The sequence below is a fragment of the Mesorhizobium sp. M0058 genome (assembly GCF_040323095.1).
Taxonomy (GTDB): domain Bacteria; phylum Pseudomonadota; class Alphaproteobacteria; order Rhizobiales; family Rhizobiaceae; genus Mesorhizobium.
Genome location: NZ_JAMYUQ010000010.1, coordinates 56005 through 80505, shown reverse-complemented (window position 1 = coordinate 80505; position 24501 = coordinate 56005). Strand labels below are relative to the sequence as shown.

At 61.1% G+C, this 24501-nt stretch carries 24 protein-coding genes; 9 read left to right on the top strand and 15 right to left on the bottom strand.

Annotated elements, in window-relative coordinates; all coding sequences use genetic code 11:
- Positions 1–49: 49 nt before the first annotated feature.
- From NKJ75_RS18465 to NKJ75_RS18455, 3 genes are all read right to left on the bottom strand, one after another.
- Entirely contained in the window at positions 50–1081 is a 1032-nt protein-coding gene (locus tag NKJ75_RS18465) for a cation diffusion facilitator family transporter (RefSeq protein WP_023684829.1), read from the bottom strand.
- Positions 1078–1338: a metal-sensing transcriptional repressor gene (locus tag NKJ75_RS18460; RefSeq protein ID WP_023684828.1), complete on the bottom strand. Its 261-nt coding sequence runs from the start codon at positions 1336–1338 to the stop codon at positions 1078–1080. Before NKJ75_RS18460 ends, NKJ75_RS18465 begins: the two co-directional genes overlap by 4 nt.
- 974 nt (positions 1339–2312) lie before the next feature.
- Positions 2313–3251, bottom strand: a complete 939-nt coding sequence (locus NKJ75_RS18455; protein ID WP_352462401.1) for a LysR family transcriptional regulator — start codon at positions 3249–3251, stop codon at positions 2313–2315.
- 269 nt (positions 3252–3520) lie between these two features.
- Between NKJ75_RS18455 and NKJ75_RS18450 the strand changes: the two genes are divergently transcribed.
- The 4 genes from NKJ75_RS18450 to NKJ75_RS18435 all read left to right on the top strand — a co-directional run bounded on the left by NKJ75_RS18450 (position 3521) and on the right by NKJ75_RS18435 (position 7169).
- Positions 3521–4180, top strand: coding sequence for an ABC transporter permease (locus NKJ75_RS18450; protein ID WP_023683618.1), 660 nt, complete (start codon positions 3521–3523; stop codon positions 4178–4180).
- A gap of 12 nt (positions 4181–4192) precedes the next feature.
- Positions 4193–4942 carry an ABC transporter permease gene (locus NKJ75_RS18445; protein WP_023731781.1) on the top strand — a complete coding sequence of 250 codons (750 nt, stop codon included), beginning with the start codon at positions 4193–4195 and terminating at the stop codon, positions 4940–4942.
- A gap of 50 nt (positions 4943–4992) precedes the next feature.
- On the top strand, positions 4993–5841 hold the full coding sequence (locus NKJ75_RS18440; RefSeq protein ID WP_023829978.1) for a transporter substrate-binding domain-containing protein: 849 nt from the start codon (positions 4993–4995) through the stop codon (positions 5839–5841).
- A 74-nt stretch (positions 5842–5915) separates the two neighbouring features.
- Complete coding sequence (locus NKJ75_RS18435) at positions 5916–7169, top strand: CapA family protein (protein WP_023731779.1); 1254 nt, start codon at positions 5916–5918, stop codon at positions 7167–7169.
- 16 nt (positions 7170–7185) lie between these two features.
- Here the strand turns inward: NKJ75_RS18435 and NKJ75_RS18430 are convergent, their stop codons facing one another.
- Complete coding sequence (locus tag NKJ75_RS18430; protein WP_245260152.1) at positions 7186–7698, bottom strand: helix-turn-helix domain-containing protein; 513 nt, start codon at positions 7696–7698, stop codon at positions 7186–7188.
- Between the two features lie 165 nt (positions 7699–7863).
- Between NKJ75_RS18430 and NKJ75_RS18425 the strand changes: the two genes are divergently transcribed.
- Both NKJ75_RS18425 and NKJ75_RS18420 read left to right on the top strand, forming a co-directional pair.
- A complete protein-coding gene (locus NKJ75_RS18425; RefSeq protein WP_023716174.1) occupies positions 7864–8100 on the top strand; it encodes a helix-turn-helix domain-containing protein in 237 nt (78 codons plus the stop codon).
- A gap of 276 nt (positions 8101–8376) precedes the next feature.
- Positions 8377–8622, top strand: a complete 246-nt coding sequence (locus tag NKJ75_RS18420) for a hypothetical protein (RefSeq protein ID WP_023804518.1) — start codon at positions 8377–8379, stop codon at positions 8620–8622.
- Positions 8623–8826: 204 nt separating this feature from the next.
- Here the strand turns inward: NKJ75_RS18420 and NKJ75_RS18415 are convergent, their stop codons facing one another.
- The 8 genes from NKJ75_RS18415 to NKJ75_RS18380 are packed head-to-tail and all read right to left on the bottom strand — an operon-like array spanning position 8827 to position 17580.
- On the bottom strand, positions 8827–9903 hold the full coding sequence (locus NKJ75_RS18415; RefSeq protein WP_023716175.1) for an ABC transporter ATP-binding protein: 1077 nt from the start codon (positions 9901–9903) through the stop codon (positions 8827–8829).
- On the bottom strand, positions 9900–10700 hold the full coding sequence (locus NKJ75_RS18410) for an ABC transporter permease (protein WP_023716176.1): 801 nt from the start codon (positions 10698–10700) through the stop codon (positions 9900–9902). The genes NKJ75_RS18415 and NKJ75_RS18410 overlap by 4 nt, the downstream gene beginning before the upstream one ends.
- 1 nt (position 10701) lies before the next feature.
- Complete coding sequence (locus tag NKJ75_RS18405; protein ID WP_023829979.1) at positions 10702–11562, bottom strand: ABC transporter permease; 861 nt, start codon at positions 11560–11562, stop codon at positions 10702–10704.
- Between the two features lie 59 nt (positions 11563–11621).
- Entirely contained in the window at positions 11622–12626 is a 1005-nt protein-coding gene (locus NKJ75_RS18400; RefSeq protein ID WP_023716178.1) for an ABC transporter substrate-binding protein, read from the bottom strand.
- 60 nt (positions 12627–12686) lie between these two features.
- Positions 12687–14156, bottom strand: coding sequence for an aldehyde dehydrogenase (locus NKJ75_RS18395; RefSeq protein WP_023825145.1), 1470 nt, complete (start codon positions 14154–14156; stop codon positions 12687–12689).
- A gap of 10 nt (positions 14157–14166) precedes the next feature.
- Complete coding sequence (locus NKJ75_RS18390; protein ID WP_023697483.1) at positions 14167–15204, bottom strand: LLM class flavin-dependent oxidoreductase; 1038 nt, start codon at positions 15202–15204, stop codon at positions 14167–14169.
- Positions 15201–17000, bottom strand: coding sequence for an alpha/beta fold hydrolase (locus NKJ75_RS18385; RefSeq protein ID WP_023716180.1), 1800 nt, complete (start codon positions 16998–17000; stop codon positions 15201–15203). Before NKJ75_RS18385 ends, NKJ75_RS18390 begins: the two co-directional genes overlap by 4 nt.
- Entirely contained in the window at positions 16993–17580 is a 588-nt protein-coding gene (locus NKJ75_RS18380) for an amino acid synthesis family protein (RefSeq protein ID WP_023716181.1), read from the bottom strand. The genes NKJ75_RS18385 and NKJ75_RS18380 overlap by 8 nt, the downstream gene beginning before the upstream one ends.
- Positions 17581–17713: 133 nt before the next feature.
- Here NKJ75_RS18380 and NKJ75_RS18375 point away from each other — a divergent pair, with 133 nt between their 5' ends.
- Positions 17714–18385 (top strand): GntR family transcriptional regulator, encoded by a 672-nt coding sequence (locus tag NKJ75_RS18375; RefSeq protein WP_023716182.1) that lies wholly within the window; start codon positions 17714–17716, stop codon positions 18383–18385.
- 472 nt (positions 18386–18857) lie between these two features.
- Here NKJ75_RS18375 and NKJ75_RS18370 read toward each other — a convergent pair whose 3' ends face one another.
- Complete coding sequence (locus NKJ75_RS18370) at positions 18858–19232, bottom strand: hypothetical protein (protein ID WP_023716183.1); 375 nt, start codon at positions 19230–19232, stop codon at positions 18858–18860.
- Between the two features lie 192 nt (positions 19233–19424).
- On the opposite strand from NKJ75_RS18370, the gene NKJ75_RS18365 reads away from it, so the two are divergent.
- The gene (locus NKJ75_RS18365) at positions 19425–20867 is read left to right on the top strand and encodes a LuxR C-terminal-related transcriptional regulator (protein ID WP_023716184.1); all 1443 of its coding nucleotides are present in this window, start codon (positions 19425–19427) and stop codon (positions 20865–20867) included.
- Positions 20868–21050: 183 nt separating this feature from the next.
- On the opposite strand, the gene NKJ75_RS18360 is transcribed toward NKJ75_RS18365, so the two are convergent.
- Positions 21051–21758 carry a winged helix-turn-helix transcriptional regulator gene (locus tag NKJ75_RS18360; protein ID WP_023716185.1) on the bottom strand — a complete coding sequence of 236 codons (708 nt, stop codon included), beginning with the start codon at positions 21756–21758 and terminating at the stop codon, positions 21051–21053.
- Positions 21759–21911: 153 nt separating this feature from the next.
- Here NKJ75_RS18360 and NKJ75_RS18355 point away from each other — a divergent pair, with 153 nt between their 5' ends.
- Positions 21912–22190 (top strand): YjiS-like domain-containing protein, encoded by a 279-nt coding sequence (locus tag NKJ75_RS18355; protein WP_023716186.1) that lies wholly within the window; start codon positions 21912–21914, stop codon positions 22188–22190.
- Positions 22191–22471: 281 nt separating this feature from the next.
- Here the strand turns inward: NKJ75_RS18355 and NKJ75_RS18350 are convergent, their stop codons facing one another.
- Positions 22472–24244: an adenylate/guanylate cyclase domain-containing protein gene (locus tag NKJ75_RS18350; RefSeq protein ID WP_352462406.1), complete on the bottom strand. Its 1773-nt coding sequence runs from the start codon at positions 24242–24244 to the stop codon at positions 22472–22474.
- Positions 24245–24501: the final 257 nt, after the last annotated feature.

The window sequence follows — 24501 nt, the reverse complement described above, 5'->3', positions numbered from 1 at the left end:
GGAGCGCGATCAGCCGAGACCGGCAAAAGCGAGTGGTTTCCGGCAGTTGTCAGTGCTGGTGGCCGTGATGTTCGCCCTGATCATGAGAGTGCGGATGCTCGTGCTCACCTTGGTCGGTCGAAAACCGGATGTTGGCAGCTGCGAGCGCCGGCATGTGTTCGAACAGTTCGTTCTCCAGCGCCGCCGTGATCTTGTTTGCCTCTGAGAGAGGCAAGGTTCCGTCGGCTGCAATAGCGATGTCGGCATGCAACTTGTGGCCAATCCAGCGGGCCTTGGCGTCGACAACGCGAGCACCCTGCACATGCGCAGCGGCATGCTGAATTTCGGCCATCACGCCCGGCTCGACGCCGTCGAGCATGCGGGTGAGCACTGAGCGCGCCGATTGCCAGACGATACCGAATATAGCGACCGTGATGAGAAGCCCGATGATCGGGTCGGCCAGTGGAAATCCGAGCCAGACGCCCATGGCGCCGATGACCACTGCAAGGCTGGTAAGCCCGTCGGTGCGGGCATGGTAGCCGTCGGCGACGAGCGCCGCACTGTTGATTTCCCTGCCGATACGGATGCGAAACACCGCGACGGCCTCATTCCCGAGGAAGCCGACAATGCCCGCCGCGGTCAGCCAACCGAGATGAGTCACTGCCTGCGGACTGACCAGGCGCTCGATAGCCTGGTACCCGGCGACGATGGCGCTGAACAGAATGATCAGCACGATAATGATACCGGCCAGATCCTCTACCCTGCCAAGGCCGTAGCTGAAGGTCCGTGACGGCTTGCGTCGTGCCAGCATGAATGCGATCCAGAGCGGAATGGCGGTTGTGGTGTCGCCTATGTTGTGGATCGTATCGGCCAACAGCGCCACGCTGCGTGACACCAACACCACGGCCATCTGCAATGCCGCCGTCATGGCCAAGATGACGAACGACCATTTGACGGCCCAGATGCCGCGGTCAGTGGTTGCAATCGTTGCGTCGATGACCCCGTGCGTATGGCCGTGCGAGCCATCGTCATGAGCATGCGCGTCATGATCATGTGACCCGAAGCCGAACCAATCCAAGACGCGTGCGCCGATACTGGTCATAGGTATTTCGCCAGTTGCTTGAGCTCTGCCAGCGAGTTGCCTCCCGCTTCCGTGTCGATCAGACAATGTTCGATATGATCGTGGATCAGTTCTCGCTTTGCGCTGCTGATGGCGCTCTCCACTGCATGGAGTTGCTGCGCCAGGTCCAGGCAGGATCGCTGCGCCTCGAACATGCCAAGCACGGATGCAAGATGCCCCTGTGCGCGCTTTAAGCGCTTCACGATAGCCGGATGAGAACTATGGATGCCTTCGGACATGCCCACCGGTATCCCCCCAGGGAGGATGCGTCAAGTATGATGTGAGGGCAGATCGGCTCTTGATCAGCCACCCCGCAGAGCGTGTATCCATGGCGCTGAATGGTTCCGGAAATTGGAATCTGGGCTTGAAAGGGCTTGCCCCTGTGCAATACAGGAACCAGCCATTAAACCTACCAACTCAATGAACCGTCCAACTTCGATGGGGTCAGTTCACGACCGGGCCTTTCTTTGCGTGGTGAAACTGAAGAAGCCCGTCGGTCGGATCAGCGGGCTTTGTGATGGATGGCCCGCGCCGGCTTCCGAGGCTGCGCGGGCCGACCATGACGAGTGAGGGACGCATCTTGGTCACCGGCCGGACCGCTGAAGAACGAGCCGGGTGTGACCGAACTGCCTTGGAGCGGGAATGTTCCCGGCTGACGCAAAAAGCCCGCCAGCATGAGCCGGCGGGCAATCGATCTGGAGTAGCTGGACTCATCCAGCATAGTTCAACGACGGCGGAAGGTTCGGTAGCAACCCGCGCTCGTCGCTCCCCAAGGATCCAGGGAGCGGCGAGTTGGTGCCCTGCGAGCGCGACACAGAAACTTCGCCGCGCCATGAAAGGACGGCGTGGAGCGCGCAAGCTCTGCAACAAGCTGCCGGCGCTCTGGGAGGTCTGTCCGCTTTTCGGATTGCCAGTGCCAGTCCAGACCAGCACCCTGCCTGGTGAGCGTAATCCCGCAATTGCCTGCGCTTAAGGCGGCGTAGGGCCGCCCATTGGGCGAGACTGGACTTCTAGACTGGAAGCCACCAATTCCTGCACCGCTTCGGGAACGGCCAACGGCACCATCTGCGCCGGATAGGGGCCGTCGATCCAGCCGTTCGCGGAGCGCTCGCTATCAGTTTGGCCGTTCAGGCTAGCCATTCGCGCCACTTCGCAGAAAGCCTCCCGGTTGGGCCTTATGCGGCACGTCCCAACCGAAATAAACCATGGCCGGCTAGGACGACGTCTGGAGAAACTGTTGCTCTCTCGTCGGCGTCTTCGAAAACGCTGTGATTATCGCCTCGAGCGATACATTCAAGGCGTTGGAAAAGGTCCTTCCCCTCTGCCAAATCGCCACGTAGTGATAGAGCGCGGACGGTTCCACTGGCCTTACTCCCAGCTGAAACGCCGCGTACTCACGTGCGATGATCTCGTTTGTGATCGAAATGCCCAGGCCAGCCGAAACGTATCCGGCTTCGTGACCGTTGCAATCGAATTCCACCAGTATGTCCGGCTCAACGCCGGCGAAGCGCAAGGCATTGAAGTTCATCTGGTGGGCGGCAAACTGGGGATCGATATCGACGATCGTTTCGCCTGCCAGGTCTTGCGCCTCGATACAGGTCTGTTTTGAAAAGCGGTGGTCGGGATGAAAAATGCATACGTTTCGTGCCGACCCAAGCGGCGCCCATTCAAACAAGCCTGGATCCAGAGGCAGTCTCGAAATTCCAAGATCGGCGCGGCCGGCCAGGATGTGTTCGCCGATCTGCTCGTAGCTTCCAGAAATCGACCGGACATTCGAAGCGGTCTTTGAGCGGATAATCGCCACGACCTTGGGCAAGGTCACGAAACCGAAAACAGAGGGCGCGGCAATCGCAATCCGCTGCTTTTCCTCGTTCTTCATAGCGAAGATCGACGCGTCCAGGCGATCCAGCGACGTCAGGGCCAGTTCTACGTTTCGCAGGAGTTCCCAGGCTTCCTGCAAGGGGACGATGCGGTTGGCTGATCTCTTGAAGAGTGTGATGCCGAGCGTGGTCTCAAGCTGCTTCACATGTTGACTGACGGCCGGCTGGCTTATCCCGAGCGCAGCCGCCGCCCGCCTAGTCGAACCGGCCCGCAACACTTCCCGGAAGACCTTCAGCTGACGGAGCTTGAGGTCGCTCTGCAACAACTCCATTCCCTGCGCGCCTTTCCCTGATAACCACCCGGCGGCAGACAACGCCAACCTGGGGAGCAACGAACTGCCTCAGTATATAACGACGCGTTATAGATAAAATAATAAAAGTTATAGATTGAGTGTGTAATTTTAAGCGTTAGAATTGGCCAGTATCTCAAATTAACTGCACATTAGAAATATAACAACTCGCAACCTTGGGTTATATGGCTTGGTCTCGGCAATAAAGACCGGCGTATCCTGCGGCAATTGCGAGCCGAGGAAAGCGCCCCATGGGTGGTTTTACTACTCAGTTTGTTGTCGCACTTACCGTGACCATAAGCCTGGCTCTTGTCAGCGGCTGCCTGGGTACGGCATTCGGGCTGTTTTTGGCGATTTCGAAGGGCACGGCAAAGCCGCGCCTCAACGCGGTCGTGGCCGCCTACACCACAGTCGTCCGTGGTGTACCAGAACTTCTCGTTATCCTGCTCATCTACTTCGGCGGAACCACGCTCGCCAGCAAGATCGCCGGCCGGTATGTCGAGGTGAACGCATTCACCGCAGGGGTTATCGCGCTCTCGGTCATTTTCAGCGGTTATGCGACCGAAGTGTTTCGCGGCGCGATTGCGGCAGTGCCAGCGGGCCAAACCGAAGCGGCAAAGTCGCTTGGGCTGAACGCCTGGCAGCGCTGGATGTTCGTCATCGGTCCGCAGATGCTGCGGCTGGCGCTGCCTGCCTATGGCAATCTCTGGATTTCGCTCTTCAAGGATACCGCACTGGTTTCGATCGTCGGCCTGACCGACATCATGCGCGTTGCGTATGTGGGGGCCGGATCCTTGCGCGCACCATTGACCTTCTACCTTGCGGCCTCCGCTCTCTATCTGTCGCTGACCACCGTCACGTTGCTGTCGATCCGGCTGACTGAGCGGCGCTATCCGGCTCTCGGCCGGTAGGAGGGAAGGCCCATGAACCTCGGCTTGATATTTGACGCACTGGTTGTCTTGCCCTCGGGCATCGGTCTTACATTGATCCTGACGGTGTTGTCGCTGACGGCCGGATTTCTTCTGTCCGTGCCGCTGGCCTTCATGCGCGCTTTCGGACGCCCCGGCCTCTCGCTCGCAGTGCTCTCATACACCTATGTGATCCGCGGAACGCCGATGCTTGTTCAGCTCTTCCTGCTCTATTACGGCCTCGCTCAGATCGAGGCGGTGCGGGCCAGCATCTTCTGGGTGATCCTGCGCGACCCCTTTTGGTGCGCCCTTCTGACATTTTCGCTGAACAGCGCGGCACACACCACCGAAATCCTGTGCCGTGGTCTCCAGTCCGTGCCTAAGGGTGTCACCGAGGCGGCCACGTCTCTGGGCTTGAAACGCTTCCAGATCGCTCGCCTGGTCACCTTCCCGATCGCTTTCAGGATATCGCTCCCGGCCTACGGCAACGAGATCGTCGGGATGATCAAGGGCTCGTCCCTGGCCAGCACCGTGACGCTTCTCGAGATCACCGGGATGGCGAGACAGATGGTGTCGACCACGTTCGCGCCGTACGAGATCTTCGTCGTCGCCGGAGCGATCTACCTATCGCTCACCTCGATCGCGGTGAAAGCGATCCAGTTGCTGGAGCGATGGCTCTCGGGCGACGGCCATCCGGTGCGTCGACGAAAGGCGCGATTGCGCCCCGCCCTACCTGATCCAGAGATCACGACGCCCCTGCCCTGACGCCGCAGGTTCTGGGCTCCCTCCATCACAAACCAAAGAAGAGGTGCATCATGCGCATACCCCTGGCTATTGCTGTTTCTGTCGCATCCCTGATGTCGGCATTCCCCGCTGGCGCCGAAAGCGCGCGCGTCATATCGATCGCCTCCGAAGGCGCCTCGCCTCCCTGGGACAGCACCGACGCGAACGGTCAACTCTATGGCTACGATATCGATGTCGGACTGGAACTGTGCCGTCGCATCGAGATCAAATGTACCTTCGTCCCGCAGGATTGGGACGGGATCATCCCGGCACTGCTTGTCGGCAAGTTCGACGTCATCATGTCCGGCATGGCGATCACGGAAAAACGCAAGCAGTCGATCGCGTTCTCGATCCCCTACGCCACCGGCTTCAACCAGTTCGTTGTGCGCAAGGACCTGGGCCTCGACGCCGGCGACATCAAGCAGAAGGTCAACCTTTCGACCATCGGCGACAAGGAAAAGGCGACCATCGAGCGCCTCAGATCGACACTCGCCGGCAGGGCGATCGGGGCCCTGCGCTCGTCGAATTCGGAAGCAGTGGTGAAGGAAATGCTGGGCGATGTCGTGACCATCCGCAGTTATGACAGCCAGGACAACATGAAGCTCGATCTTGCTGCAGGTCGCATCGACGGCGGTCTGGCCGACTATTTCACGTGGCGAGATTTTCTGGAGACGCCTTCCGGCTCGGATGTGGTGTTTTTCGGCCCTGAACTGAATGGCGGGCTCTGGGGGCCGGGCGTCGGCGCAGGTCTGCGCAAAGACGATACGGAGTTGCTCGCCAGGTTCAACGCGGCCATCGACGCGGCCACCAAGGATGGGACGATCAAGGCGCTGAGCCTGAAATGGTTCAAAAGCGATATCTCGCCTGCAGTCGCGCAATAGGCAGCAACCGACTTCGACATTGACGTGGCGCCGGCCGGAATGCCAGCGCCCTCCCCTCCTTCAAGGCGAGCCCCATGAAAGACCAGTTCTGCGCGGTCGTTACCGGCCAATCCCTGATCAAGCACGATATCCGTGACATCAAAGACGAACGCTTCATCGCGGTTACGGACTTCCTGCGACAAGGCGACGTCGTCTTCACCAACTTCGAGTCGACGATCCTGGGCAAGCACGGCGGGTGGCCGACCAAGGGCAAATACTTCGGATATTCCAGGGCTGAAGTGCTCGACGCATTGCAGGCGAACGGTTTCAACGCGCTTGCGCTCGCAAACAACCACGCCTTCGATCTCGGCGTTGGCGGCATCCTGTCGACGCTGGAGGAGGTGGAAGCGCGGGGCTTCCTCCATGCCGGCATCGGGGCCGACGAGACGGATGCGAGGAAACCGGGCCGCCGCCAGCTGGGCGCGCGCGAGGTCGCACTTCTTGCGATGGATGCAGGCCCTGGCCCGACCAACATGTATGCCGAAGACCGTACGGCCTTCCGGCCGGCTCGGCCGGGCGTCAATCGCCTGAGCACCGTTCGCAAGATGGGGGTGCCGGACGGACATTTCAGCAGACTGGCAAGGCTGGGCGCCCATTTGCAAAGCTCCCCGTTTGAACTGGCCAACTATGCGCAACCGGAGGACCCGGTAGAGGTGGCAGCCGGCAAGGAGATCAATTTCTACGGCACCGTGTTCACGCAAGCCGCCGATTTCGGCCGCCTCATCGAAGTCGACCAGCAGAGCGCAGCCATCCATCTGTCCGCCATCCGGCACGCCGCGGCACAAGGCGATTTCGTCATTGCCTATCTGCACCACCATCATTGGGAACCAGGTTGGCAGAACGTGCCGCGCTGGGTGCAGGCCTTTGCCAGGATGTGCATCGACGCCGGCGCCAACCTGTTCGTCAGCCACGGTGCTCCGGTGCTGCAGGCAGTGGAAATCTACAATGGCTCGCCGATCTTCTACGGCCTCGGAAATTTCCTTTTCCACGTCCACCCGAAGGAAACCGAATGGGATCCACCGGAAGTCTGGCAAAGCATCGTCGCGGCCTGCCGCTATGATGGGAGCGGAAACCTCGCAGGAATAGACCTCCTGCCCGTCGTGATCGGCGCGAAAGCTCAGTCTCTCGGATCAGCAACGGGCAGATTGGTACCCGTCGCCGTCGCTGGAAGCGCGGCGCGAGACATCCTCGAGGGATTCGCGACCCGATCGCGGGCGTTCGGCGTCGAAATCGAAGTGTCCCCGACTTGCGGCCGCATCGCCCTGCCCGCTGCACGAAAATTCGGCTGACGGCCCGACCGACCGCTCACACCGTCTTGCATTCCGCCGGCGGGGACTCGCCGCCCGTCTCGCTATCTGCCTTTGTGTCTAGCTGGGCCAGTTCTTCTCCTAACGCCGCGATCAGGGACGAGACGCGACCGCGCACACGCGGCGGAAGTTTCACTAGCCCTTCAATCAGTCGCCGACCCTCCGCGCTGGCAATGAAATCCAGGCGCTCATCGACCGGCAGGGGCCGCGCCTCGACGCGGGTTTCATCGTTTCCCGGCAGGCCTTCAAAGAAGCGGCCGACAGGAACGCCGAGCGAACTGGCGATCTCGTAGAGCATCGACGCGCTCACGCGATTGCGCGCGTTCTCGTATTTCTGCAGCTGCTGGAAACTGATGCCGATGGATCGGGCAAGCTGGGCTTGCGATACGTCCGATTGGACGCGAACCGTCGCAATCTGCCTGCCGACATGCTGATCGGCGGGATGCGGGTCGCTTTCGATCTTCGGCTTCGGCCCCGTCCGAAGGAGGACTGAGCGTTGCGGTTTCAACAAGGCCTTTCGATCCTCCATTAGTCAGCCGGACAGAGAGTCTGTCGCCACGCGCCGGGCTCTCCGCACCGATGTGATCTGCAGGTCGACTCGCCATTTTATATACCTTATGGGGTGCAAAATGACCCTATTGGTGGCAAAGAAAATCTGCCTGCCGATTGTGGCCTCATGGTCAGTCCACGACAGATTCGAGCCGCACGAGCTTTGCTTGGTTGGTCGCAGCAGGAGCTTGCGGACAAGGCAATCGTGTCGCTGAACGCTCTGACCCGGTTGGAAAACGGCAAGGTAGATTCCCGGATCAGCACTTTGCAGGCCATTGAGGCGGCCCTGATAAAGGCGGGTGTCGAATTCTTATCCGCTGGTCAAAAGGGTGAAGGTGTTCGGCTCTTAGATCCTCAGGCTTGAATGTCCCGTTGGCGGAAGGACAGGTTCTCGCAGCTGCAACCGCCACAACTACCCTCCGGCGGGTGACGAGAGGCAAAGTCGTGGTATTGTCGGAATCAGCCATGATCCGAGTTTCCTGAAGCTTGGTTGTGGTCAGGCTGGGATGACTCCCCGACGCACGTCCTCAGCCGAGTCCAAATGTGAGCCCCTGCTCCTATGAAACTTTGGAAGCAGAAAAACTATGTGAGCTATTTCATATCACATGAGCCATAAGTGATCAACTTGAAATTAGATGATATGAAAGAAATTATGGGCGCCCAGATCAGAGGAGCGCGAGGATTAATACGTTGGAGTGCCGAAGATTTGGCCGATGCGGCGAGCGTGGGAGTAGCCACAGTTAGGCGCGCAGAAGCTGCGGATGGCGTCCCTCCAATCACAATAGCAAATCGGAATGCGATCCGTGGTGCCCTGGAAAGGGCGGGCATCGAGTTCATTTCGGAAAACGGCGGTGGCGCTGGCGTGCGCTTGGCCAAACGGCAATAGCGAACAACGCGCAGCTTCGAGCGATCGTCTAAATCTCATCGCCGACGTCCCGCTTGCTTTTTGCACTAGGTGCGGCCATCCGCACAGGTGACATTGAACGACTGAAAAGGGGCCGAAAGGGGACTGTCAGCTTCTAAGCACGAATTTTCACAAGCGGACTTTCATGCCGCAATGGAATCGACCTGACAGGGCGCAATCCAAGCCCTAGCCAGGGAACAGGAATGCCGAGGCAGGATCGAAGAAAATGCGTTGACCCGGTGCGATGGCGCTGTCCGCTTCCTCTGCATCGGAGGTTGGCCTGACGTCGATATCTTCTCCGGCCGCCGTGCGCGCCACGATGCGCCGGCGGTCGCCGAAGAAGGCGGTATCGACGATCTCGACGCCGAGTGCTGCGCTCGCTGGCCCGGGCGTCAGGCGGAAGGCTTCGGGGCGTACCATCAGGCGCACCTTTTGACCTTGACCAAAGGATGTTGTCGTCTTTACGCCGGTCACGATCGAGCCGTCGGCCAGGCGGACCGTCGACGCGCCACCTGCGGTTAGCAGATGCTCGGCCGGCAGGAAATTCGAGTTGCCGATGAAGCCGGCGACAAACTCGCTCGCCGGCCGGAGGTAAAGATCCTCACCGGTGCCGATCTGTTCGATACGGCCTTCCCTGAACAGAGCGATGCGATCCGAAAGATGCAGCGCCTCCTCCTGGTCATGCGTGACATAGAGGATCGTGACGCCTGTCTCGCGGTGGATGCGGCGGATCTCGGCCTGGATCTCCTGGCGCAACTTCTTGTCGAGTGCCGACAGCGGTTCGTCCATCAAGAGGATCGGTGGGTCGTAGGCCAGCGCGCGTGCAAGCGCCACGCGCTGCTGCTGGCCGCCAGACAGCGCGCCCGGATGGCGGTCGGCGAAGTTTTCGAGGCGCACCAGCGCCAGCATGTCGGCAACCTTGCGCTTGACCTCACCGTCGGGCCGGCGGCGCACGCGCAGCGGAAAGGCGACGTTCTCGGCGACGCTCAGATGCGGAAAAAGGGTGTAGCGCTGGAACACCATGCCGATGTTGCGCTTGTGCGACGGCACCGAAAGCAGCGATCTGTCCTCCAGGAGCACATCGCCCGAGCTCGGATCCTGGAAACCGGCGATGGCGTACAGCGTGGTCGACTTGCCGGAGCCCGACGGGCCGAGGAACGTCAGGAACTCGCCCTTGGGCACATCGACGGTGACGTCGTGGACGGCGACGAAGGCACCGAACGTCTTTCTTACTGCGCGTATGGACAGGAAGGGAGGGATCATCTGGTCAATTTTCTGCGAAGGAGTGCGGTCACGATCATCAGGCACAAGGTCAAGCCGACAAGCAGGCTGGAGGCGGCGGCGACGACCGGGCTGAGGTCGGCGCGCAGGCTGCCCCAGATTTTCACCGGCAAGGTTTGCAAGCTCGGGCTCGCCATGAAGATCGCCACCACGACCTCGTCCCATGAGGCCAGGAAAGAGAAGATCGCCGCCGAGAAGATGCCGATCCTGATCGACGGCAAGGTGATCCTAAGCCTCGCCTGCAGCGGGCTGGCGCCGCAGACGATGGCCGCGTCCTCGATGGATTTGTCAAAACCCTCGAGCGCGGCCGTGATCGGAATGATGGCGAAAGGCAGCGCCAAGATGGTGTGGGCGATGACGAAGCCGACCGTGGTGCCGGCAAGGCCGATGCGCAGGAAGAAGGCGTAGATGGCGATGGCGAAAACGACCACCGGCAGCACCATCGGCGTCAACAGCAAGCCGCGCAGGACCTGGCGTCCGCGAAACTCACCCCTGACCAGGCTGAAGGAGGCGAACAGGCCGATGATGACGGCGAGGATAGCGGCCATGGCGGCAATTCGGGCACTGGTCAGAGCGGCATCGATCCAGGTCGGGTCGCCCAGTAATTGCTGATACCATTTCAGCGTCCAGCCGGGTGGCGGAAAGGCCAGCCAGCGCGACGAGCCGAATGACAGGAGCACGATGAAGACCACCGGCAGCAGCAGGAAAGCCGTGACGGCCGCCGTGAAGCCGCCAAGCACCATCCGCAGCCATCCGAGCCGTTCATAGTCGAGCAGCATGTCAGGTCCCTCCCCCGGCGCGCCTGGCCCCAACCAGGCGAAACTGGATCGCGTAGAGCGCCATGGTGACGGCAAGCAGGACAAAGGCGGCCGCACTGCCGAGCCCCCAGTTGAGCAGCGACTGCACCGTCTGGGCGATCATCTCGGCCAGCATCATGTTCGATGTGCCACCGAGCAGGGCCGGGGTGACGAAGTAGCCAAGCGACATGACGAAGACCATCAGGCCGCCAGCAGCGACGCCGGGAAGCGACAGCGGCAAGAGGATGCGGCGGAAGGCCTCGAACGCGCTTGCGCCGCAAAGGGCTGCCGCGCGCAGCGTCATCGGGTCTATCGACCTCAGTGTGCCGACCAGCGGCAGGATCATGAAGGGCAGCATGATGTAGACCATGCCGATGGTGACGCCGGCCAGATTGTTGATGAGCGGCAGCGGTTCGTGAATGATGCCCAGGCCCATCAGTGCCCGGTTAATGACACCGGTGCGCTGCAGCAGCACCATCCACGCATAGGTGCGGGTAAGAAGGTTCGTCCACATAGACAGGATGATGATGCCGAAGACGATCGAGCCCAGGGCGGGCGGCATGATCGCCAGCATCCAGGCGACGGGGAACGCCACCAGGATGGTGACGGCGGTTACGACCGATGCAACCAGAAAGGTGTTGAGGAACACCCGCACATAGGTGCCGCTGCCGAACAGCGCCGCGTAGTTCTGTAAGCCCGGTTCGGGATCGGTGACGCTGCGCAGCAGCAGGGCGACCACCGGCACGATAAAGAACAGCCCGACCAGGAACAGGGCCGGCAAGGCGCTGCCACTGCCGGTCGGCAGGCCGACGATCGAGCCGCGTCTAGGAGAATTTCCTTGCATCGAGCGGTCCTGTCTCGAAACGGGGCGCGCAAGCCGCGCCCCGTCGGTCTGCAACGGTGTTACTTGGTCTGCCAGGCATACCAGCGCGTCGCGATCTCGTCGCGATGCTCGGCCCAGTAGTTCATGTCCAGGTTGATCTGGCCCTCGACATGGGCATCTGGCAGGGCCTTGACGGAATCGGCCGGCATCTCCGCCTTGGCCTTGGTGTTGATGGGCGCATAGCCGCTTGCTTCGGCGAATTTCGCTTGGCCGGTCGGGCTGGTGGCGGCGGCAAGGAACTTCATCGCGCTGGCCTTGTTCTTGGTACCCTTCGGCACGACGAGCACGTCGGCGGCGGTGAGGTTCTGGTTCCAGGAGACGCCGACATCGGTGCCGTCCTGCTGAAGGGCGAAGACGCGCCCGTTCCACAATTGCCCGAAGGCGGCCTCGCCGGAGGCGATCAACTGCTGCGACTCGGCGCCGCCGCCCCACCAGACGATGTCGGACTTGATGGTGTCGAGCTTCTTGAAGGCACGGGCGAGGTCGAGCGGATAGAGCTTGTCCGCCGGCACGCCGTCGGCCAGCAGAGCGATCTCGATCACGCCCGGCGCCGACCATTTGTAGAAGGTCCGCTTGCCGGGAAACTTCTTGGTGTCGAACATGTCGGCCCAGCCGGCCGGTTCGCTCGCGACCGCGCCCTTGTTCCAGGCGAGCACGAAGGAATAGTAGAAGCTGCCGACGGCATGCTCATTGCTGAAGCGCGGGTCGAGATCGGTCTTGGGCACGACCGCATAGTCGATCGGCTCGAGCAGTCCGTCCTTGGCGGCCTTGATGGCGAAATCCATCTCCACGTCGACGACATCCCAGGTGACGTTGCCGGCGTCGACCATGGCCTTGAGCTTGCCGTAGTCGGTCGGTCCATCCTGCAAAACCTTGATGCTGGAGCTGGCCTCGAAGGGGGCGGCCCAGGACTTGGTCTGCGCCTCCTGCGTGGTGCCGCCCCAGCTGGTGAACGCCATCTCATCGGCCTTGGCGGCTGTCGCCGCGAGCAGTCCGGCCAGCAGGCCGGTCAAAATCAATTTCATTGTCATTCTCCTCTGTTGGTCTGTTCTTGTTTTTCTCAGTGCACCTGCGTCCTGCGCAACTCAGCGCATGACGAAGGGATCGGGGATCGGCTCGTCCGAGGTGTTGATCCATACGGATTTCGAGCGCGTGTAGTCTCTGATGGCGTCGAGACCGCCTTCGCGGCCGAGGCCCGACAGACCGTAGCCGCCGAACGGAACGAGCGGCGATACGGCGCGATAGGTGTTGACCCAGACAACGCCGGCATGGATGTCGCGCGCCATGCGATGCGCCTTGCCGAGATTGCTGGTGAACACGCCGGAAGCCAGGCCGAACGGAGTGTCATTGGCGAGTGCCAGCGCCTGCGCTTCGCTGTCGAAGGCAAGCACGCTGAGCACCGGTCCGAACAATTCCTCCCGCACGCAGGGCAGGTCGCTGCCGCCGGCATCGATGATGGTCGGTGCGTAGTAGAAGCCGCTGCCGACTGGCCGTGTTCCACCGGTGACCAGCATGCCGCCCGCGGTGAGGCTTTCCGCGACAACCTTCTCGATCCAGTCGCGCTGCCGCAGCGTGGCGAGCGGACCCATTTCGGTCGCCGGATCCTGCGGATCGCCGATGCGAATCGCCTCGGCCTTGCGCTTCAGGCGAGCGAGGAATTCATCCTTCACCGAACGTTCAACCAGCAGCCGCGAGCCGGCGACGCAGCTCTGGCCGGTCGCCGCGAAAATGCCGGCGACCACCGCATTGGCGGCACTGTCGAGGTCGGCGTCGGCAAAGACGACGACCGGGCTTTTGCCACCGAGTTCGAGCGTGGTGTAGGCAAGGTTTTCCGCCGTGTTCCTGACGACGGCGCGCGCCGTCGACGGACCGCCGGTGAAGGCGACGCGCGAAACCAGCGGATGGCTGGTCAGGCGCCGGCCGCAATCATGGCCAAAGCCGGTGAGGATGTTGACGACACCGGCTGGAAAGCCGGCCTCATGAACCAATTCGGCAAAGGCAAGCAGCGGCGCCGGCCCATCTTCGGAGGCCTTGAGCACGATGGTGCAGCCGGCGGCGAGCGCCGGGCCGAGCTTGACGGCCGAGAGGAAGAGCTGCGAATTCCACGGCACCACCGCGGCAACGACGCCGATCGGTTCGCTGCGTATGGTGACGTCGAGATCCGCCTTGTCAACAGGCACATGCGTGCCTTCATGCTTGTCGGCAAGCCCGCCATAATAGCGGTAGTAGTCGCCGACATAGGCGATCTGGGCGCGGGTTTCGCGGATGATCTTGCCGGTGTCGCGCGTCTCGAGTTCTGCAAGGCGCCCGACATTGGCGGCGACGAGGTCGCCGAGCTTGACCAGCAGTTTTCCACGCGCTGTCGCAGTCATCCTTCGCCATAGGTCTGAGCGCAGTGCGCGGTGCGCCGCCCCGACGGCACGGTCGACATCGGCTTCGCTCGCCGCCGGCATCCTGGCCCAGGCCGTCCCGGCCGATGGGTCGACGCTGTCGAACGTGGCGGACGGCTCGTCGAAGCGGCCGTCGATGAAGTTCCTGAAAACAGCGTCGGTCATGGGCTCGCGATCAGAGGAAGGCCGGCATCACCCGGTCGATGAACAATTGCAGCGATTTCATCTTGCGCTGGTGCGAAAGGCCGCTGTCGATCCAGATCGAATACTGGTCGTAGCCGAGCGCCTCATAAGCCTTCAGCCGGGCGATGACCTCATCAGCCTCGCCAATTACCAGGTTCTGCCTGATCTTGTCCGGCGCGTATTGCGGCATGGCGGCGATCTCATCCGCCGTCAGCGGCTCCAATATGCCTTGATGCACCGGCTTCTTGTTCTGGAACCAGGCGCCGAACTGGCAGTAGAAAGTCGACAGGTCCTGGGTGAGGCGATCGGCATCGGTCGCGTCTTCGGCGACGAAGGTGTGCATCAAAAGCATGATTTCCGGTCTTTCGATCTCGGGATGCGCGGTGCAGGCGCCGTTAAAGCGCTGCATCAGGCTGGTCACCTCGTGATCGCCGGAAGCCAGCGGCGTCACCTGGACCTTGCAGCCATTGGCGACGGCGAAATCATGCGAATTCGGGTCGCGGGCCGCCACCCAGATCGGCGGGTAGGGTTTCTGCAGCGGCTTGGGCGAGGAGGTGGTGGCCGGGAATTGCCAGAACTCGCCGGAGAGTTCGAAGTCGCCGTCCCAGAGGCCGCGGATCGCCGGTATGATCTCGCGCATGCGCTGGCCGGCCCCCCAGGCGTCGAGGCCTGGAAAGATGCGCTGATATTCATAGCTGTAGGCGCCGCGCGCGATGCCGATGTCGAGCCGGCCGCCGCTGATTACGTCGGCCATCGCGGCTTCGCCGGCAAGCTTGATCGGGTGCCAGAAGGGCGCGATCACGGTTCCGGTACCGAGGCGGATGCGGCTGGTCTTGGCGGCGAGATAGGCGATGTTGATGAAGGGGTTCGGCGAGATGGTGAATTCCATGCCGTGATGCTCGCCGATCCAGGCGGTCTCGAACCCTGCCTGCTCGGCCAGCAGGACCAGTTCTTCTAGCTCGGTCACAAGCTCGGAATGCGGCTTGGCCAGGTCCGATCGTTCCATGTGCACGAAGAGCGAGAATTTCATCGCTGGTCACCTGTATTGACGGCGGAAGCGCCGGCGCTGGCGAGCGGCCGGACCTCGCCTTCGACATTGTTGCCGACATAGACACCGAATGCATCCACCGAGCATTCCCTGACATAGCGCGCGAGCATCGAGCGGATGGCCGGATCGGCGATCTTCAATCCTTCGATCGCGTCGATCTCGATCAGCCGGATGCCGCGATCGCTGGAAGCGGGCACGTCGAACGTGCCGCGATAGTAGACATGCGTGCGTGAAACAGTTCCGGCATCGTCCCAGACGGCGAAAAGGAAGCCGAGCTGAGCCTCAATGGCCTTTGCCACAAGCAACCCTCGGAGGCTATTGCCATCGCCCGCCGAGCCCAATCCCCGGCCACGCGGCAGTTCAAAACCGTCCGCGGTTTCCACGAACAGGATCCGGCCGCCATTTTCGAGGATGGCGCCAACATCGGTGCCGGGTTGGGTTGCGGCGAGCGCGTCCTGGCTGAGGCCGGGTGCGACATAGGCGCCGCGGCAATAGCCGAGCGGCTGCGAGGAATTGTGCTGGAAATCGCGGACGCGCCCAATGAGGATCGAATGATCGCCGGCCTCGACCAGTCGCTCCATGTCACAGTCGAAGGACGCGACGGAGCCGTCCAGCACAGGGCTGCCGGTCCGTCCCGGCCGCCAGGCAACGGCGGCGAACTTGTCGGCCACTTTCGAGGCGAAGATGCCGGACGCTGCCTTTTGACCCTCGTTGAGAACGTTGATGGCGAAGCTCTTCGATGTCGCGAAGACGGGATGGCCAAGCGCCTTGTGTGCGATGCAGACCAGCACCAGCGGCGGATCGAGCGAGACCGAGGTGAAGGAGTTGGCGGTGAAGCCGCGCGGCTCGCCTTCGGGGCCGATCGTGGTGACGATGGTGACGCCGGTGAGGAAGGAGCCAAGCGCACGGCGGAATTCGCCGCTGTCGAACCCGGTATTCGCTTGCGCAGGGCCGTCTTGTTCGGTCGCTTCGTCCTCGGTGAGGAAGTCAACGATGCAGCGCGTGGTGAGGTCCGGTGCCGCGACCGCCATCATGTGCTTCTCACCCGGCAGTACCGTGCAGCGGCCATGCGGCGCCAGGCGTGCCATCGCGGCTGACATTGCCGGTGAAGAGTTCCTGTCCTCGGAGCCGGTCATGAACAGGGCCGGCACGGCCAGCGTCGGCAGGCGATCAGCATGATCGCCGTCGGCACGAGTGAACAGGCGATAGGTGCGGGCATAGCCTTCCGGGTCGACCGCGCTCAGTGCGGATGCCGTCTTCTGCGCTGCCGCTTCCAACTCGACCGGCACCGGATCGCCGAACCAGCGGGCGATGGTCCGTGCCGTGCCGGCCGTATCGCTGCGGCCGTTGAGCGCCACCGCGCGCTGGCGAACGGCTTCGGCCAGTTCAGGTGTACGCCGGAACACGGCATTCAGTGAAACGATGCGGCGGACGCGCTCCGGTGCGCGCAGCGCGAGTTCCTGAGCAACGAGTGCACCCATCGAGTGGCCGACGACGGATACCTTGTCGAGGCCGAGATGGTCGAGGAGGCGAATGGCTTGGTCGGCATAATCGGCCAGTTCCGGATCTTGCGGTGGCAGCGGCGACTGACCATGGCCGAGCATGTCGATGGCGATCGCGTCGAAGCGGCCAGCCATGCGCTCGAGCTGCGGCTGCCAGATCGCAGCGTTCATGCCGACACCATGGATGAACAGCACTGGGGCACCGACACCGGCCCGGATGAAGCCGGTGCCGTCGGGCGCCGTGCCCTGTCGAGCCCATGCGGAAGCATCAGCCATGCACGTCCCCAAGCTCCTTGAGGTCCTGATAGCGGTCGCCGATGCGGTGATGCGGGCGACCGCCGATCGAAGCGCCAAGCGCGACCACCAGTTCGTCCGGCGCCGGCGCATCGCCGATCTGGAAATGCACGGTCAGGTAATGCGAGCGCCGTCCCTCGTCATTCTTATCCATTAGCGGGATCATGATCGGCGTGTTTGGCCCGCCGCGCAGATTGGTGAAGGCAAGATAGGTCTTGGCGCCGACGGCACGCCGATAATGATTGCCGAAATGGAGTGTGTGGATCAGCGCCGACGCATGCTCGATCTCGCCCGACGTACCGCAGATGGCGGCCTTGCCATAGCCCTCGATAGCCTCGCCGGAACCGGCGACGGCAACGATCTCGCGGGTCAGGATCTCCCCCAGCACCGGCGCACAGGCTCGGATTTGGGGCGACAGATCGTCGGTGAAGCCGCGACCTGCCCAGGGATTGGTCAGCACCGCGGCGACGCCGATAAGGCGCAGCGGCCGGGGGGTGGCCTTGCCGCCTTCGATCAGCGTGTTCTCGGTATAAGTCACGATCTTACGGATGGCGGTCTGCATTGGATTTCCTCGGGTAGGTGATGCCTCGGAACGTCCAATCCCGCTGTCATCTTATGGTATACCATGATATGGAGCGCCAAGTACCTTGTCAACCGGGCGTCGAATCTGTTTTGGTAGGGCGCAGGAGGCATACATGCCAGACGACAACCTTCGCATCGACCGCAGCGCCAAGACCTTGAGGACGCTGGCGCTGGAGCGCATGCGCGAAGCGATCATGGATTTCCATTTCCAGCCTGGCGAAAGGCTCGTCGAACGGCCGCTTTGCGACCAGCTCGGCGTCAGCCGTTCCGTCGTGCGTGAGGTTCTGCGGCAGCTGGAGGCAGAGGGGCTCGTGCAGATGATCCCTGGGCATGGGCCGGCCGTCGCCAGGCCGGACCTCGGCCGTACCGACGAGATCTACGAGCTTCGGGCTCTGCTTGAAGGCATCGCGGCCCGAGCCTGTGCCCTGTCGGCCACCGGCGAGCAGTTGGCAAGGCTCGAAGGGGCGCTGGCGGATTTGTTCGATGCGTGGGCGTCGGCGACGCCGCCTGCGGTGATGCGGGCGACGACCAAATTCTACGAGGCGCTGTTCGAGGCCGCCGACAAGCGTGTCGCCTGGGAAATCGTCTCCGGGCTGAATGTCCGCATCAACCAGCTTCGTTCGATGACCATCGTCTCGACCAACCGGCGCGAAGCGGCGATCACCGAGATGAATGAGATCATGGATGCGATAAGGGCGCGCAAGCCCGATGAAGCGGAAGCGGCGGCACGGCGACATGTCGAATCGGCGTGGCAGATCGCTCGAGATAAACTTCGCCTGGTCTAGGTCCGCGTGAGCCTAGCCTATCCAACCCTTCGAAGCGCCTTGCAGAAAATGTCTGCTTCCCGGCAACGAAAATGCAACTTTACGACTGAGATGACCCGCAAAGCGGTCCGGCAGCTTCGGAGCCGTATCCGGACGGTCTGCTTCTAGGAAGCGCTCGTCGGTAAGCTGCCGTTCGAGTTCACGGTCATCGAGCGAAGTTTGCCTTGTCAACTGACGAATACGCTGCTTTGACGACCAAGTTTAGCGGGCGCTCTTACCGGCCGGCACCTTGACGGCTGGAACAGGGCCGGTAGCGGATCGGCAGCTTGTGGAGCCACGCAGCCGAAGAGCGGTCATTCCATGACGTTGTTTACAGCTCCAGGAGGAGTGTCACTCCTCCTCGAATAACAACCTGCCATTCGTCAACGCCTCCTTCCAACCTAGGGAGAACCGCCGGAAATCAGGCTGTCAGATTGCACACCGTCGCGTGGAGTCATTCATCGCGCCAGTATGGGTGGGAACAGCTGAATTGGCGCGAGCCAACCAGACGGCGTTTGGTCTCAGATATCGGTCCTCGGACGGGCAGATCATTCGCGGTCATGTTGGGTACGAAACTGTAACCCTGATCGACAAGCTGCAGTTTCAGCTCCGCCAGGTGGCGCCTGAATCCATTTTCGATGTAGCTGCGCGGATACCGCCATCCGTTCCTGCATGCTCGCACGAGAATGTCGGAATACAGTTCAGAGCTGGCAGCTTTCACCGCTTCTTCGGAAGTCAGTTTGCTGTTGGTTTGGGTACCTTCGGACAAGCATCGCCCCACCGACACCAAAAGCACCAGTATTACGGTCAAGACAGACAACTTTGTCATGGAGCCCTCCGTGTTCTGAATCGACCAGGCCTGCCAAGCAACCTGCCCTGCCGATCTGCAGAGACTAGGATGCTGACCCGTCGCATGGAATCGTGCAAATGCAGTGTTTTCGATATCGCATCTGTAGTATTTTCATCCTGATGTAAGGCCATCGGGTTCTGGCCACAGGTCGGCTCCAAGGAAAATGGAACGATGCTTCGTGCCGTAGGCAATCCTCTCGCCGGCTTATCGGATCGGGAGTTGATGGTCGCGGCAAAGTTTGCGGAGGGCATGACTTATCGCGAAATCGGCGAAACACTTTTCATAGCGCCTACCACCGTTCGGACCCATCTTTCGGCCATTTATCGGAAGCTCGATGTTCGTAGTAAAGTGGCGCTTGCTGGGTTACTTGCCGATCACCGCCAGCAGGACCGCAGCCATGCACCACCCGGAAGTCTTTCGACCGATGAGCCGGGTCCGCCGGTCCTCGCAGTTCTCCCGTTCGACAATTTAAGCGGAGAAGAACGCTGGACTCGTATCGCTGATGGTTTGTCGGCGGACCTCATAGTTGATCTCTCTCGCTACCGGGACCTTGCGGTGATCGCCCGCCAAACAATGCTTTCCTACAAGGGACGGCATGTTGACGTGCGAGCTCTCGGACGAGAGTTGAATGCCGACTATGTGATCGAGGGAAGTTTTCAAGTGGACGGGCAGCGGGTGCGCATCCGCGTCCAACTCGTCGACGCCCACACAGGGGTCGATGTCTGGACGATGCGTTACGATCGTTCCGCGAACAACCTGTTTGCGATGCTGGACAGCGTGACCGAAAACGTCATCAATGTCCTTGCAACTTGCCACGGTCAGCTCGCCAATCTGCGACGCGATGCGGCTCGTCGGAAGGCTCCAGCAAGTTTGCAGGCCTATGACTGCTATCTGCTTGGGCTTGAGCAGAAGCACCTTTTCACCCGTGAGTCGAACAAGGAGGCGATACGGCTACTGGCGCGTGCGATCGAACTCGACCCGGGTCTAGCAAGAGCTTGGACCGCGCTGGCACTTGCGCATGCTGTGGAAGCTATCAACGGGTTTACCGACAACCTTTCCGGCTCGATCGAGAGCTGGAGCCAATGTGTCAAGCAAGCGCTGGCGCTCGATCCGTCCGACATTTACGCCCGCATAATGCTTGCCGATCTTCGGGCATTGCAGGGCGATGTCGAAGCTGCTGTCGAAGAACATGACCGAGTGTTGGTGGCTGCTCCAAATGACGCGGACTCACTTGCCTTTCTTGCGGGTAGCCTTGCTCTTGTTGGCAGCGACCCGAAGCGTGGCTACGAACTGGCCAAGCGAGCGGTCCGGCTAAATCCTTATGTTCCCTGGTATCATGGAATGCTCGCTCGATGCAGCTACGTTCTTGGCTTTTACCGTGAATCACTGGTCGCGCTACGTCAATCTGCGCCAGATTCGCCCGCCACCCTTCTGTTTCTGGCAATGGCTCATGCGATGCTCAATGAAACTCCTCAGGTCGCCAGGATCAATTCGCGACTGAAGGACGAGTTCCCGAATTTCACGGCTGAGGTGTTCATCAGAACCTATCCGGTTACCAATCCTGTCGCCATTGCTGCAATCAGAGAAGGCGCCCGTCGTGCGGGTTTGGCCTAGCTTCTTCACTCTGGTCACCTCAGAGGCGCATTGCTCCTCGGGCAGCATTGGGGCCGAATGCGGACTGGCGGCTTTAACTGAGCAGCAATCAACAACGGACGATTGCACCATAGCTTTTGAGGCCAGCCAAATGGCTTTGTCGTCCTGGGCGGGTTGCATAAGGCTGCACTCCAAACATGGCTTTCAAGGAAGCTGGACGATTCCCTCAAGCGCCGCGTAGACCGAGATTCGAAGCCAACGGTCCATGCTTCGCGCGAGGCCGGGGTCGCCGATGAGGAAAAGGCCGCCCCTCTCTTTCTCACGCTCGATGCTGGAGCGGCCCTCCAGGATGGCTCCCAGCGAAACAACGCCGGTCTCGACGTAAAGATCGACGTCCCGGCCGGGGTCGAGCGTGCATAGCTCGGGCAAGTCTGAGCCTGGCTCGACCACAAACCAGTAATGGGGACACCTCGGTGGGGGATCGTCGCGGAAATGGAAGCGGATGACGGCGCGCCGCCGCGGCAGTTCAGCGAGGTCAATCTTTCGCCGCACGGCCCACATGAGGGTCGAAACATCCACGTCGGCGAGCGCGATCTCCGCCTCGATGTTGCATTGCGCCCATTCCGCCAGCGCGTTCATCGCCGGCTCGAGCCTTATCGACTTTTCGGTACGGAAATAGCTGATGGTGCCCGTCGCCTCGTCCTCGACGCGCTCGACCAGGCCCAACGCTTCCATTTCCTTGAGCCGCCTCGACAAGAGGGCGGACGAGACGTTGCCCACCCCCTTGCGAATGTCATTAAAGCGGGTCGAGCCGTTCCAGAGCTCGGTCAGGATTTGAATTGTCCAGCGTGGCTCCAGGAACTCGCAGGCGTGCGAGATCGGGCAGACCAGTCCGTAAGGCCGTCGCGTCATGGCTGACCGCTCCTTTGCCGCAGGTTAGGCCTTTCGGAGGTCTGAGGCCAGTTCACAATCTGAAGCGGAACGCTTCCGAAGCTGCCCTGGCGCCTTCTCGCCTTCTGCCGTCACGTGATCGCCATTCGCATTCCCGATCAACGGAGGTTCACCATGACTTGGCGTAACATGACGCAAACGACAATAGGCCAGACCGCACGGCGCTTGCCGGGCACTTTTCTTGACCCTCCGCTCGAACGCCTGCTGGCCCTTGTCCGTGAGTGGAGGACCCGCCGCAACATAGAGCGCGGGCTCGGTCACCTGTCCAACTTCCTTCTGCGGGACGTTGGCTTGACCGAAGCGGACGTCGAAGCGGCCTGCGCCGACAGCTTCGATAGGTCCGCCTCTCGCGCGCTCCAGAGTGCAGCGCAGAACCGCACGGGAAATTGGTGAGAAGGGAGAGCCCCGGGATCGGAAGCCGTTTTGACGGCGGCAATTGATCAGCCGAACTCAGGGCCATCCCCAGTAGCGCCTTGGTTTCAGAGATCTAGCGCGCCGAAGCGATTCGAATGCATACTTCCAAGTGGTCGGCCGGCTCTTCGGATTCATCGTGAGGAACGTCTGCTGTTGGAAGAAACCCACCGAAGCTTTGACAACCGAGTTGAGGCGCTGAGCGCACGCTCGTGCGGTATAGTAGGTCCGATAGCGAGCTACGAGCACGGCACGATCCGCAACTATCGAAGCCCGGCAATGCGCAGCCCCTCTACATAGAGAGCCCGGTGCTTGTCGTGAACGATCGGATGAAACTTGTCTACCCATTGAAGGGATAGGGACGGTTGAAGGCGCTTGGCCTGCGAAAGCGCATGAACCGCGATGTCCATTTCACCGGCCATCCCAGCGGCCGCCGCGTACGTCCGCCATGCAGACCCAAAATGGGGCCGGAGTTCAACCGCGCGACATTCGCATTCGACCGCGTCTGCATATCGTCCAGCCATGAAATGACATAAGCCAAGGATGGAGAAATTCGCAGCATATGTGTGATCGCGAGGACTTAGCCTACCCGCGATTTCAAGATGGTCGAGCCCCTCGGCGGGCATGCCCCCATATCCGTAAGTTGAGCCCAGGATCGAATGCGCAAAGGCGAAGCTCGGGTTTAGCTCGATCGCTTCATTTAGTTCTCTCACAGCAGAGTCGAAGCCGCGCGAAATCATGTGGACAAACCCTGCCGCTAAATGCGTCCACGGGTCCTCGGGGTCGCCTTGGATTGCCCGCTGCGCGAGGGCGCGAGAGGTGGGCAGAATGTCTGCTGCGTTGGCCCATCCTGACAAAACGCGGGCCGCGTGAGCCCACGCCAACAGGCTGTTGGCGCGGGGATAGTCAGGATCGAGGTCCGTAGCCTGCTTCAGAAATCCCTGTGCAATCTCGATTTCCGTAGCCGAACTCCAGGTCCAGACATATGGCATCGCCTTCATGACGAATCCCCAAGCGTCAAGATTGGTGGGGGACCTGCTCTGAAAGCGTTGCTGTTCCGCCGTGTAGAGCCGCGGCTCGATCGTAGCGATGACACTTTCGGCAATCTGATCCTGAAGCGCGAAGAATTCCGACAATTCCACATCGTATCGTTCAGCCCACACTTGTACCCCGGTCGATGTGTCACTGACTTGCGCGCTTATCCTGAGTCGATGACCTGAGCGCCTTACACTTCCGTCCAGCACATACCGCACACCAAGCTCTCGACCGACTTGTTTTAAGTCGACCGCTTTTCCCTTGTAGGTGAACAAAGAGTTCCGGGCGGACACGAAGAGCCAACGAAGACGCGACAGCCGAGTAATAATGTCTTCGGCAAGGCCGTCGGCGAAGTATTCCTGTTCGGGGTCGCCGCCCATGTTCTGGAATGGCAAGACAGCAATCGAAGGGTTGTCGGGCAGCGCCAGCTGTTCGGAGGACCCGGCAGTCGCAGCCAGATCGGTTTTTGGGACCGTGTCGCGCATACATATGCGATAGGTGCGCACCGGGCGTGCGATATTTTTGAGCTCTTTCTCGCCCAGATCGACAAATTCTTCCTTCAGTTTGTCGCGCACCTGTTCGTAAGCGGCGGCCGATAAACAGATGCCGTTCGGCTCAGCGATGCTTTCTAGACGGGAGGCAATATTGACACCATCTCCCATCAGATCGCCGTCGCTCTCCTCGACAACATCGCAGAGATGAATGCCGACGCGAAATTCAATGCGTCGCCCGGGCGGTAAGCCAGCGTTGCGCTCAATCATGCCGTTCTGCATTTCGATTGCACAGCGTACGGCGTCAACAACGCTCCGGAACTCTACGAGGGTGCCGTCACCCATAAGCTTCACAACGCGCCCATTGTGGACAGCGATGGTCGGATTGATGAGATCGCTCCGGAGCGCCCGTAGCCGCGCCAGCGTTTGATCTTCGTCCGACCCCGCCAACCGGCTGTATCCGACCACGTCGGCGACCAGGATCGCCGCAAGTTTCCGCGTCTGGCTCACTTTGCCCACTCCTGTCGACTAAGTGGCATAGCACAGATTACAAAATCCCGTTTTCGAAGGCGACGTTCGATAGGTGAATTCCGAGATAGCCTCAAACAAAGCAGCGCGGGATCTGATTGGAAGTGAATTACGGCAACCACGATCTGTTGGCGAGGCGGACCTTAGGTGCCGTTGAAAATTTTCAGTCAACGAAGCGCGTCCTGTCAGACTTGATGATGACCTCGGCGAAATCGGGCGAGACCTTGCCGCACCAGGCC

What these genes read in the sequence shown, in the direction of transcription:
- NKJ75_RS18465 (WP_023684829.1), bottom strand. Translation starts at nt 1,081, where the DNA reads ATGACCAGTATCGGCGCACGCGTCTTGGATTGGTTCGGCTTCGGGTCA.
- NKJ75_RS18460 (WP_023684828.1), bottom strand. Translation starts at nt 1,338, where the DNA reads ATGTCCGAAGGCATCCATAGTTCTCATCCGGCTATCGTGAAGCGCTTA.
- NKJ75_RS18455 (WP_352462401.1), bottom strand. Translation starts at nt 3,251, where the DNA reads ATGGAGTTGTTGCAGAGCGACCTCAAGCTCCGTCAGCTGAAGGTCTTC.
- NKJ75_RS18450 (WP_023683618.1), top strand. Translation starts at nt 3,521, where the DNA reads ATGGGTGGTTTTACTACTCAGTTTGTTGTCGCACTTACCGTGACCATA.
- NKJ75_RS18445 (WP_023731781.1), top strand. Translation starts at nt 4,193, where the DNA reads ATGAACCTCGGCTTGATATTTGACGCACTGGTTGTCTTGCCCTCGGGC.
- NKJ75_RS18440 (WP_023829978.1), top strand. Translation starts at nt 4,993, where the DNA reads ATGCGCATACCCCTGGCTATTGCTGTTTCTGTCGCATCCCTGATGTCG.
- NKJ75_RS18435 (WP_023731779.1), top strand. Translation starts at nt 5,916, where the DNA reads ATGAAAGACCAGTTCTGCGCGGTCGTTACCGGCCAATCCCTGATCAAG.
- NKJ75_RS18425 (WP_023716174.1), top strand. Translation starts at nt 7,864, where the DNA reads ATGGTCAGTCCACGACAGATTCGAGCCGCACGAGCTTTGCTTGGTTGG.
- NKJ75_RS18420 (WP_023804518.1), top strand. Translation starts at nt 8,377, where the DNA reads ATGAAAGAAATTATGGGCGCCCAGATCAGAGGAGCGCGAGGATTAATA.
- NKJ75_RS18415 (WP_023716175.1), bottom strand. Translation starts at nt 9,903, where the DNA reads ATGATCCCTCCCTTCCTGTCCATACGCGCAGTAAGAAAGACGTTCGGT.
- NKJ75_RS18410 (WP_023716176.1), bottom strand. Translation starts at nt 10,700, where the DNA reads ATGCTGCTCGACTATGAACGGCTCGGATGGCTGCGGATGGTGCTTGGC.
- NKJ75_RS18405 (WP_023829979.1), bottom strand. Translation starts at nt 11,562, where the DNA reads ATGCAAGGAAATTCTCCTAGACGCGGCTCGATCGTCGGCCTGCCGACC.
- NKJ75_RS18400 (WP_023716178.1), bottom strand. Translation starts at nt 12,626, where the DNA reads ATGAAATTGATTTTGACCGGCCTGCTGGCCGGACTGCTCGCGGCGACA.
- NKJ75_RS18395 (WP_023825145.1), bottom strand. Translation starts at nt 14,156, where the DNA reads ATGACCGACGCTGTTTTCAGGAACTTCATCGACGGCCGCTTCGACGAG.
- NKJ75_RS18390 (WP_023697483.1), bottom strand. Translation starts at nt 15,204, where the DNA reads ATGAAATTCTCGCTCTTCGTGCACATGGAACGATCGGACCTGGCCAAG.
- NKJ75_RS18385 (WP_023716180.1), bottom strand. Translation starts at nt 17,000, where the DNA reads ATGGCTGATGCTTCCGCATGGGCTCGACAGGGCACGGCGCCCGACGGC.
- NKJ75_RS18380 (WP_023716181.1), bottom strand. Translation starts at nt 17,580, where the DNA reads ATGCAGACCGCCATCCGTAAGATCGTGACTTATACCGAGAACACGCTG.
- NKJ75_RS18375 (WP_023716182.1), top strand. Translation starts at nt 17,714, where the DNA reads ATGCCAGACGACAACCTTCGCATCGACCGCAGCGCCAAGACCTTGAGG.
- NKJ75_RS18370 (WP_023716183.1), bottom strand. Translation starts at nt 19,232, where the DNA reads ATGACAAAGTTGTCTGTCTTGACCGTAATACTGGTGCTTTTGGTGTCG.
- NKJ75_RS18365 (WP_023716184.1), top strand. Translation starts at nt 19,425, where the DNA reads ATGCTTCGTGCCGTAGGCAATCCTCTCGCCGGCTTATCGGATCGGGAG.
- NKJ75_RS18360 (WP_023716185.1), bottom strand. Translation starts at nt 21,758, where the DNA reads ATGACGCGACGGCCTTACGGACTGGTCTGCCCGATCTCGCACGCCTGC.
- NKJ75_RS18355 (WP_023716186.1), top strand. Translation starts at nt 21,912, where the DNA reads ATGACTTGGCGTAACATGACGCAAACGACAATAGGCCAGACCGCACGG.